This window comes from Shewanella sp. M16 (assembly GCF_018224605.1).
In the GTDB taxonomy this organism is placed as follows: domain Bacteria; phylum Pseudomonadota; class Gammaproteobacteria; order Enterobacterales; family Shewanellaceae; genus Shewanella; species Shewanella oncorhynchi.
Window position 1 is genome coordinate 89,063 of record NZ_JAGTUL010000020.1, and the last position, 9,584, is coordinate 98,646.

The 9,584-nt window shown below is 47.0% G+C and carries 8 protein-coding genes; 1 reads left to right on the forward strand and 7 read right to left on the reverse strand.

Annotated elements, in window-relative coordinates:
• Positions 1 to 478 precede the first annotated feature (478 nt).
• The 3 genes from hutH to hutC form a co-directional block, all read right to left on the reverse strand.
• Positions 479 to 2,020, reverse strand: a complete 1,542-nt coding sequence (gene hutH, locus KFE26_RS14595) for a histidine ammonia-lyase (protein ID WP_212600828.1) — start codon at positions 2,018 to 2,020, stop codon at positions 479 to 481.
• A gap of 52 nt (positions 2,021 to 2,072) precedes the next feature.
• Entirely contained in the window at positions 2,073 to 3,740 is a 1,668-nt protein-coding gene (gene hutU, locus KFE26_RS14600; RefSeq protein WP_212600829.1) for a urocanate hydratase, read from the reverse strand.
• Positions 3,741 to 3,884: 144 nt separating this feature from the next.
• Positions 3,885 to 4,592 (reverse strand): histidine utilization repressor, encoded by a 708-nt coding sequence (hutC, locus tag KFE26_RS14605; RefSeq protein WP_212600830.1) that lies wholly within the window; start codon positions 4,590 to 4,592, stop codon positions 3,885 to 3,887.
• A 173-nt stretch (positions 4,593 to 4,765) separates the two neighbouring features.
• Between hutC and hutI the strand changes: the two genes are divergently transcribed.
• Entirely contained in the window at positions 4,766 to 5,992 is a 1,227-nt protein-coding gene (gene hutI, locus KFE26_RS14610) for an imidazolonepropionase (protein WP_212600831.1), read from the forward strand.
• Between the two features lie 97 nt (positions 5,993 to 6,089).
• Here the strand turns inward: hutI and KFE26_RS14615 are convergent, their stop codons facing one another.
• From KFE26_RS14615 to KFE26_RS14630, 4 genes are all read right to left on the reverse strand, one after another.
• Positions 6,090 to 6,842: a siderophore-interacting protein gene (locus KFE26_RS14615; RefSeq protein ID WP_113941238.1), complete on the reverse strand. Its 753-nt coding sequence runs from the start codon at positions 6,840 to 6,842 to the stop codon at positions 6,090 to 6,092.
• Positions 6,835 to 7,395 (reverse strand): MarR family winged helix-turn-helix transcriptional regulator, encoded by a 561-nt coding sequence (locus KFE26_RS14620; protein ID WP_113941237.1) that lies wholly within the window; start codon positions 7,393 to 7,395, stop codon positions 6,835 to 6,837. Before KFE26_RS14620 ends, KFE26_RS14615 begins: the two co-directional genes overlap by 8 nt.
• 434 nt (positions 7,396 to 7,829) lie before the next feature.
• Positions 7,830 to 8,282: a hypothetical protein gene (locus tag KFE26_RS14625; RefSeq protein WP_212600832.1), complete on the reverse strand. Its 453-nt coding sequence runs from the start codon at positions 8,280 to 8,282 to the stop codon at positions 7,830 to 7,832.
• A 132-nt stretch (positions 8,283 to 8,414) separates the two neighbouring features.
• On the reverse strand, positions 8,415 to 8,864 hold the full coding sequence (locus tag KFE26_RS14630) for a hypothetical protein (RefSeq protein ID WP_212600833.1): 450 nt from the start codon (positions 8,862 to 8,864) through the stop codon (positions 8,415 to 8,417).
• Positions 8,865 to 9,584 lie beyond the last annotated feature (720 nt).

Sequence of the window (9,584 nt, forward strand, 5' to 3'; positions counted from 1 at the left end):
AAGTATCAAATACTACTTATCAATGATAAAAGCACAAAAATTGGAATTAAAAACCAATAAACCGCAAAAGACAATTTGTCCAACATGACATCCCCATATTGTCCCACATTATAGGGTTATGGTTATTAAAAATGATTATATGCATCCAAATATGCATAATGATGGCGGATAAAAACACAAAGGTAACGGTTTCTAGAGGGATAGACAGCCACAAAAACTGACAATGTAAAGATTAGGGTAAAAAGTGCAGAGTCTGCGGTGTTAAACACACCAAAATGGCAAAGACAAAGATCGAGGAAAAGCAGATAAAAACCAAAGAAAAAGGCACAAGCAATCTGCCTGCACCTTAAATTTTGCCTTTTAACGCTTATTTTTAGCACATTGAGGCGCAAAATCTGGGCGCGATAACAAAAGCGCCTCAGTGCAGCCTATTCTCGCAAAGTAAACACCTGTTCAGCCATTAAACTAAAACAAACGCCTAAAAGCTGGCTAGCGTTCCTGCTGGCAGATAAGTGTTAAAGCTCGCTGTATACAACAAATCTGTCGCGGCTTCGATATCTGGCGCGAAGTATCTGTCTTTATCGTAATAAGCGACAACTTCACGTAATTCGGCTTTAGCCTTAGCCACTGCAGCACTTGGGGCTAAAGGCGCGCGGAAATCTAAACCCTGAGCCGCCGCTAACAATTCAATTGCCAGTACACCACGGGTATTTTCGCTCATATCGCGCAAGCGACGCGCCGCAAAGGTCGCCATAGAAACATGGTCTTCTTGGTTAGCCGATGTTGGCAAGCTGTCAACTGATGCCGGATGTGCGTAGGTTTTGTTCTCGGACGCCAATGCAGCCGCCGTCACTTGGGCGATCATAAAGCCTGAGTTAACTCCACCGTTTTTCACCAGGAAAGGCGGCAATTTTGACAGGCTAGAATCGATTAGCAGTGCAATACGACGCTCGGCAATGGAGCCCAGTTCAGCAATCGCAATCGCCAGATTATCCGCCGCCATAGCCACAGGTTCGGCGTGGAAGTTACCGCCCGAAATGATATCGCCCGTGTCTTGGAACACCAGTGGGTTATCGGTTACGCCATTGGCCTCAGTGCCTAACACCTCGGCCGCGTGACGAATTTGGGTCAAGCAAGCGCCAAGTACCTGTGGCTGACAGCGCAGTGAGTAAGGATCTTGCACCTTTTCACAGTTAGCATGACTTAAGCTTATCTCAGACTCTTCACCCAGTAGATGACGGAAGACCATGGCCGAATCGATTTGACCTTTCTGACCACGCGCCGCATGGATGCGAGGATCGAACGGACTACGACTGCCCATCGCCGCTTCGACGCTCATGGCACCGATCACAGAACTCGCCGCGAACAAGTCTTCGGCGTGGAATAACCCTTCCAGCGCCAGCGCAGTCGAGGCTTGTGTGCCGTTAAGCAAAGCGAGTCCTTCTTTGGCCGCTAAATCGATTGGCTTGAGGCCAGCGATTTCTAAGCCTTCGGCGGCAGAAATTAACTCGCCTCGATAGCTCATTTCACCTTCACCCAGCATAGGCAAACACATGTGCGCCAGTGGCGCTAAGTCACCCGAGGCGCCAACAGAGCCTTTTTCTGGCACGCAGGGATAGACTTCGGCGTTCACTAAACTGATTAAGAAGTTAATCACTTCTAAACGAATGCCTGAAAAACCACGACTTAATGAATTGATTTTTAACACCATCATCAAGCGCACTGTGGCATCTTGCATGTATTGCCCCGTGCCAGCGGCATGTGACAACACGATAGAACGTTGCAGTAATTGCAGATCTTCGGGCGCTATCTTGGTATTGGCCAACAAGCCAAAGCCCGTGTTGATGCCATAAACGGTACGGCCTTCATCCAACACTTTTTGCACGATTTGCGCACTGGTGTTGATATCAGTAATCGCCTCTGGTGCGAGTTCCAGTGTCAACTTATGACGGCTGATTTCGCGCAATTGCGCTAGGCTCAAGCTGCCTGGCGTTAACACTAAGTGATTCACAGATTTCATATTTTTAGCTCCAAGCTTTTAGTTATTATTGTTATTGAGTCGTTAGCATCGGCTAGTCTTGCATAGGTAAATCGAGGCCCTGCTCCTTGGCGCAGTTTTTCGCAATCTCGTAGCCCGCATCAGCATGGCGCATCACGCCTGTCGCTGGGTCATTCCACAGCACACGGCCAACCCGTTTTGCCGCCGCATCTGTGCCGTCACACACAATCACCACACCCGAATGTTGGCTAAAGCCCATGCCGACGCCGCCGCCGTGGTGCAAAGACACCCAAGTTGCACCGCTAGCGGTGTTGAGTAGTGCGTTCAGCAATGGCCAATCGGATACCGCATCTGAGCCGTCCAGCATAGATTCGGTTTCCCGGTTCGGGCTGGCCACTGAGCCAGAATCTAAGTGGTCGCGACCGATTACCACGGGCGCCGACAACTCACCGTTTTTAACCATTTCGTTGAAAGCTAACGCCAAGCGAGCGCGATCTTTTAAGCCAACCCAGCAAATACGCGCTGGCAGACCTTGGAAGGCGATACGCTCGCGCGCCATGTCTAACCAATTGTGCAGGTGTGGATTATCTGGGATCAGTTCTTTGACTTTAGCGTCGGTTTTGTAGATATCTTCGGGATCGCCAGATAACGCCACCCAGCGGAACGGGCCAATGCCTTCACAGAACAGTGGGCGAATATAAGCAGGTACAAAACCTGGGAAATCAAAGGCATTTTCAACGCCCATTTCAAACGCCATTTGGCGAATGTTGTTACCGTAATCGAGCGTGGCTGCACCCGCGGTTTGCAGGTCGAGCATGGCTTGTACTTGCACCGCCATCGAGGCTTTCGCCGCTTTCACTACGCCCGCTTCGTCGGTTTTACGCATGGCCGCAGCCTCAGCCATAGTCCAGCCCTGCGGCAGATAACCGTTTAATGGATCGTGTGCCGAGGTTTGGTCGGTCACCACATCAGGAGTAACGCCGCGTTTAACTAATTCAGCAAACACATCGGCGGCATTCGCTAATAAGCCCACTGATACTGGCTTGCCAGCTTGGTTCGCTTCTTCAATCATGGCTAATGCTTCATCGAGCGAAGTGGCTTTTTTGTCAACATAGCGAGTACGCAGGCGGAAATCGATGCGAGTCTCGTCGACTTCACAGGCTAACACTGAGAAGCCAGCCATAGTGCCCGCCAGCGTTTGCGCGCCGCCCATGCCGCCTAACCCGCCGGTGAGGATCCACTTGCCTTTAGAGATACCCTCAAAGTGCTGTTTTGCGACCGACACAAAGGTCTCGTAAGTACCTTGGACTATGCCTTGAGTACCAATGTAGATCCACGAACCCGCCGTCATCTGGCCGTACATGGCTAAACCTAACTTATCTAACTCGTTGAAATGTTGCCAGTTCGCCCAATGTGGCACTAGGTTTGAGTTAGCAATCAGTACGCGCGGTGCATCCGCATGGGTGCGAAATACGCCCACAGGTTTGCCCGATTGCACTAATAAGGTTTCGTCGTCTTCGAGGCGTTGTAAAACTTCGATAATTTTGTCGTAACAGTCCCAATCGCGGGCGGCGCGGCCGATACCACCATAGACGACTAAGTCTTCTGGGCGCTCGGCGACATCGGGATGTAAGTTGTTCATTAACATACGCATTGGCGCTTCAGTGAGCCAACTCTTACAGCTTAATTGTGTGCCATGCGGTGCAATAATACGGCGGCTTGGGTCGTGGCGCTTATCCATTGAATTTTCCTCTTTCAACCTGTGGTGCTAACTCGTATTCGCTAAGTCGCTAATACGGGTTAGCACTATTGTTTTTATCTTTTAACTTATAAGGGTACAGCTATCAAAGTTACTGATTTACATCTGTTAATCACGCCACTGGCGTTACTTGCTAAAGGTTAAGTGGCCGCCGAGTTTAAAACGGCTACCTGGATGAACTAATTTTGCGAAACTCACGACGCCTTGGCGTGACCAAGTGCGGCGTAAAATCTGTAAACAGGGCTCAGTGGCGGGGATTTCGAGCCTTTGCTGTAATGCTTCACTGGCGATAATCGCTTCAATCGTGTGATGCGCCTCGGTCAGCGGTGCCACTTGGGACAAATATTCGTGGGGTGTCTGCTGGGTAAAATCCTGCAATAAATAATCGGGTACCAGCTCAGGATTCACATAACGCTCTTCAACTTGCAACGGTAAGCCCTGCTCGCAATGCACTAAGATCGAATGGAATACTGTCGCACCGTGCTCAAGTCCAAGGGAAATTGCGATACTCGTACTCGCCGCGACTTGTTCTAACACCCATTGCTGCACGCTATAGCCGTGGCCGCGGTCTTTTATCTCATCGGCAATATTGCGGATCGCCAACATAGACGACTGGGATTTACACCCTGCGACAAAGGTGCCTAACCCTTGAGAACGCTCAAGCACACCGCTATCCGTCAGCTCGGTTAGCGCACGTCGCGCCGTCATTCGGCTGCAGGTAAACAAATCGGCAAGCTGATTCTCAGAAGGCACGCGAGCATGCTCTTCCCACTCACCCGACTCGATAGAGGAGATAATGTATTGCTTAATTTCTGCAAACTTAGGTGTAGCCAAAACATTTCCTCAATATAAAGCGCTAGAATCTAGGTGCTATTCACTCTTTCAAACGTTCAAAATTGCGGCTACAATCCTAGCTTGTATATACAAGTAAATACAAGCCAGCTCACATAAATTTAATAAACCGTTAATCACTTGGTTAACATCTGCCAGCACAGCGAGGGGAATACATGTCTTGGGATCAGGTTTGGATAGACGTTAACTTAGCCACAATGGACCCTTCCGTATCAGCACCTTATGGTGCGATCACCAACGCGGCCATCGCAGTAAAAGATGGCAAAATTGCTTGGCTTGGCCCCCGCAGCGAACTGCCCGCCTTCGATGTTTTGTCAATTCCCGTTTACAGGGGCAAAGGCGGTTGGATCACCCCAGGATTAATTGACGCCCACACCCACTTAATCTTTGCCGGTAATCGCGCCAATGAATTTGAGTTACGCCTACAGGGCGCCAGTTACGAAGAAATTGCTCGTGCAGGTGGCGGCATTATTTCGACCGTTAAAGCTTGCCGCGAAGCGGATGAAGCAGAATTATTTGAACTCGGCCGTCAGCGTTTAAACGCGCTGGCCAAAGAAGGAGTGACTACGGTTGAGATCAAATCGGGTTACGGCTTAGATACTGAAACTGAACTCAAAATCCTGCGTGTCGCCCGCGAGCTCGGCAAGCATCACCATGTAGATGTGAAGACCACATTCCTTGGCGCCCATTCAATTCCGCCAGAATATAAAGACAATAGCGACGGCTATGTCGACTTAATTATCAATAAAATGCTGCCCGCAGTGATCGCCGAAAATCTTGCCGATGCAGTGGATGTGTTCTGCGAGAATATCGCCTTTAACCTTGAGCAAACAGAACGGGTACTCAGCGCAGCCAAAGCGGCGGGCTTAGAGATTAAACTCCACGCCGAGCAGCTAACCAATATGGGCGGTAGCGCACTGGCCGCACGTCTTGGTGCTAAGTCTGTGGATCATATCGAATATTTAGATGAGGCAGGCGTAAAAGCCTTAAGTGAAAGCGGCACCTGCGCCGTACTGCTGCCGGGCGCCTTTTACTTTTTGCGGGAAACCCAAAAACCACCTATCGATTTACTGCGCAAATACGGCGTACCTATGGTGCTCGCCAGCGATTTCAACCCCGGTTCATCCCCCATTTGCTCAACCCTGTTGATGCTGAATATGGGCTGTACCTTGTTCCGCTTAACGCCAGAAGAAGCCCTAACTGGACTCACCTTAAATGCCGCCAAAGCACTCGGAATTGAAGATAACGTCGGCAGTTTAGTCGTTGGCAAACAAGCCGATTTTTGTCTGTGGGATATCGCCACGCCTGCGCAGTTGGCCTACAGCTACGGCGTCAATCCCTGCAAAGATGTAGTGAAGAATGGCAAGCTAGTTCACCAGTAGCCTAAGTGCATCAATAATAGGTGCATCAGCAGCAAAAACGGCATAAGCGAAAGGTTAGATAAGGTCGTTAAGTCAAACTTGGCGACCTTATCTGGATTTAAACACTGGCCCCATTTTCTAACTGTTCATCTTCTTGTTTTACCAGCTTATGCTCACCTTCGTTACAACCTATTTTCCAATAGCTCGAGGTATAAAAATGACTCTTAGGCAATGAATGCGCTTGCTTAAAGTGTCTTCTTAACGCGCGCATGCTATTAAATTCACAGGCAATCCATACGGCGGGCTCGCCAGCAAGCCAAGGTAATTGGGCAATTCGCTCGATCAAAGGGCGACCTTCGGGATCGGCCTCAGGATTGATCACCCAATGCAGCTCCACGTGTTCAGGATGTACGAGAGGCTGAATGTCAGCCTCGCTTAGCACTTCAATCACAGCGTAACCCACTGCATTGTTTGGTAATTTTGCCAGATTCACGCTAATGGCGGGTAAGGCTGTCATATCACCTGCGAGTAAAAACCAATCCGCCTCAAAATTGATCAGTTTTTTAAGCCCGGGTCCACCAATTTGAATGAGTTCACCCACCTGCGCCGTTTTCGCCCAACTCGATGCGGGGCCGTCGGTATCGTGCAGCACAAAATCCACATCGATTTCATCATCGCGTTGCTGACGGATAGTGTAAGTTCGCATTAATGGACGCTCACCCGCTTGTGGGAATAACAACTTGATATAGGCACTCTCTTGATCGGCAGGAAATCCAGCCAATCCCGCACCGCCTAAGGTGATGCGTAACATATGCGGAGTAATATAAGTGGAGCGGATCACTTCTAGCTCACGTGGTGCAGGTTTATTCATTATGATTTTCTCCTATTGCGTTTTCTGCCGTTAAGCGCAACTCAATGGCTCCTTTTCCAGCCGTATCTTTTGGCTTACTAGATGGTCTTTTTTGAGTAAGGCAATCAGTTTCACTTTTGGCGGCAGCGGCATCATCCACACTTTTACTGATCCTATTGGCAAGTTTAATAAAAGTATCGACTTCGTCTGAACTGAGCGCCTGCGTCATGCGCGCCACGGTTTTACGTTCTGAGGCATTGATCTGAGTCATGATCTTTTCCCCCTCAGCCGTGGGTCGCAGTAACTGGCTGCGGCCATCCTTAGGGTTATCGATTTTAGTGATCAACCCGCTCTGCTGTAGCTCATTAAGAACACGGGTAATTTGTGCTTTATCCCGCTGCATACGCAGGGCGATAGACTGGGCTGTCGATTCAGGATTGCGACACACGCCCTTCAAGGCTCGGATATGAGTGACAGGTAAATCAATCTCTTGTGCAGCAATATCACTACGCAATTGCTTTTTGTAGGCATGCACTAATCTGTGCAAAGTTTCACTGAGTGACAATGACGACATAGAAGGCTCTCGATATAGTTGACTGTATCAACAATATCGAGATTAGTTGATTGTGTCAACTAAGTAACCCTGTACTGAGTGTGCGGCAATGTGCAAATAATCAGAAAATGATTAAGCACTGGCTTTCCAGTGACGCGCCATAAACTCATCCTTGAGGGCTCGACCGTGACATCCCTGTCACGAACGGTCCCTTACATGCCAGCGCTTAATCTCATCAACTCCCGCGCATATTAACGATCTAATTTAGCCATTAGCCTTATGCAATTTACGTTTCAGGAAACTGCGCCGCCATCACAAACTCGTTATGTTGATAATGTGGCATCATCAAGATGGCTTGAATCAGTTCTTAAGGAATTTGATTCATTTTAGGGTAAAAAAATGCCCTCCAATACCCGATAACAGGGCTTAAGGGCATGTTTTAGCGGAGTGATGAATCAGTCTGGGGTAGAGTGATTCACTGGCTCATTTTTGGAGCCAAATACATCGTATGCTGTTATTGCCGCAGCACCGACAGCTACTACTACCGCGAATATTGAAGCTATAAGCGTGTGTTTATAGCGTTGATGTTCAGCTTTTAGATTGGCTACGGCTGACGCCAAAACGGGAAACTGTATACAATGACGTTGTTTATCTACTTCAAACTCAAACAACTTAACCTCAACACCTTTGGATTGTTGATATTTGTATACATTAGCTAAGTGATAATACAATCGACCAAATACTAATTCTGGGTCGGCATGCAACTTCCCTGCAATGAACTTGCAGTCTATAGGCACATATACTTTCCCAGCTCTAATTGTTTTATCTGAATCATACAATGCGAACTCTGATTTATAGTGGTTATAAATACATTCAAGCAACTCTAAATCAGTTGGATTTTTATACACTTACAACTCTCCTCAAAAAACATAACGCCTTGCTCACAGGCGAGTAAGTTGGTGCTGTTTTTGCTGCCTTTTCTTTTAGCAAAAACCACGACAACTGTATCGAGTCCGCGTGCAGCAACTTGTTATACGCTTTTAAGTATTCAAAAAAAATTCCATTTTTTGGCTTAGTTCTTTAATTGCAGGACCAAACCAATTTGCAGCTTCCGTGGCATCTTTAGCTAACAAATCCATTACTTCGATATTATCTACCAAATCATCACGGTTCTTTTTTACTGCATTTATTTTAAATGATTTTTCATGCATCTCATCTAATAATGAATATATTGATGGTTCCGTTGAAAAAAGAAACTTTGCAGCTTCCTTTTTTTCAATGAACTCTCTTACAAGCTCCTTTGATGCACCAGAGCCTGTTAGTTCTTGGTAAAACGTCAAAGAAACTGAATAGACTTCAAATCTTTTATTGTATAAATCCAGCTTTAATTTATTTCTATTTGTTTCCAATTGCTGGTATGCAATATAAGCCAGAAATCCTGCCATTAATGTCGATATCACAAAGTCTTTGATTAAAATTAGTTCATCCATAGTGTCCCCCTTAAAGTTAGCGACAAAGTTCAATTAGCGTATAACGTCTTAGTATTTATGCGCTGCGCTGTTTACCTCATTAGACCAGTAAAAACGCGTATTGTTAACTAATTGTATTATAAATAAATTATCATATTTCTATCCAATAGACCATCTGGAAAAATGCGCATGCGCGTTTCCCAAACCTATTATCTAATTTGGCAAATATATATATGAATGATTTTAATGTATTTTATTAATTTAAGGCTGGATAAATGCGCAAACAAATGAGCTTAAAAACACTCAAAAGCATCTACATTTAAATACAACTGTACCCATACATTGTTAGTCGATCTCTGGTAAGGCCAAACATAGGCAAATAGATAAGAATTTGTATGGCAGCAGGAGTGGGAATTTTCGGTTGAGCTAACGAGCCGAAACACGGAATGGGGCACCCGAAGCCAGCGCAAAATGGCTGTGTTTTCGCGTGTGAACCAGACTAGGCAAGTCTGATTCACGGATTTAACGAGGCTAGATGTATACGCAGGTCTTAACTAGATTAAGCACTCGCATGGATGTGACCGTCCGCGGCATGGATGCCACGTTCGAGCATACACGGATGATGGGATGGACACCTCTTGTGAAGTAGGCGTCATTTACGCCATATTGAATTTGCACGTTCAATAACAACAAAAGGTGTCCAAAATGAAAGTTACACTAATAGGAATTGATCTCGCAAAA

Excerpts from the sequence above, each read along its gene's own strand:
- hutI (WP_212600831.1), top strand. The coding sequence starts at position 4,766 with ATGTCTTGGGATCAGGTTTGGATAGACGTTAACTTAGCCACAATGGAC.
- hutH (WP_212600828.1), bottom strand. The coding sequence starts at position 2,020 with ATGAAATCTGTGAATCACTTAGTGTTAACGCCAGGCAGCTTGAGCCTA.
- KFE26_RS14615 (WP_113941238.1), bottom strand. The coding sequence starts at position 6,842 with ATGAATAAACCTGCACCACGTGAGCTAGAAGTGATCCGCTCCACTTAT.
- KFE26_RS14620 (WP_113941237.1), bottom strand. The coding sequence starts at position 7,395 with ATGTCGTCATTGTCACTCAGTGAAACTTTGCACAGATTAGTGCATGCC.
- hutU (WP_212600829.1), bottom strand. The coding sequence starts at position 3,740 with ATGGATAAGCGCCACGACCCAAGCCGCCGTATTATTGCACCGCATGGC.
- KFE26_RS14630 (WP_212600833.1), bottom strand. The coding sequence starts at position 8,864 with ATGGATGAACTAATTTTAATCAAAGACTTTGTGATATCGACATTAATG.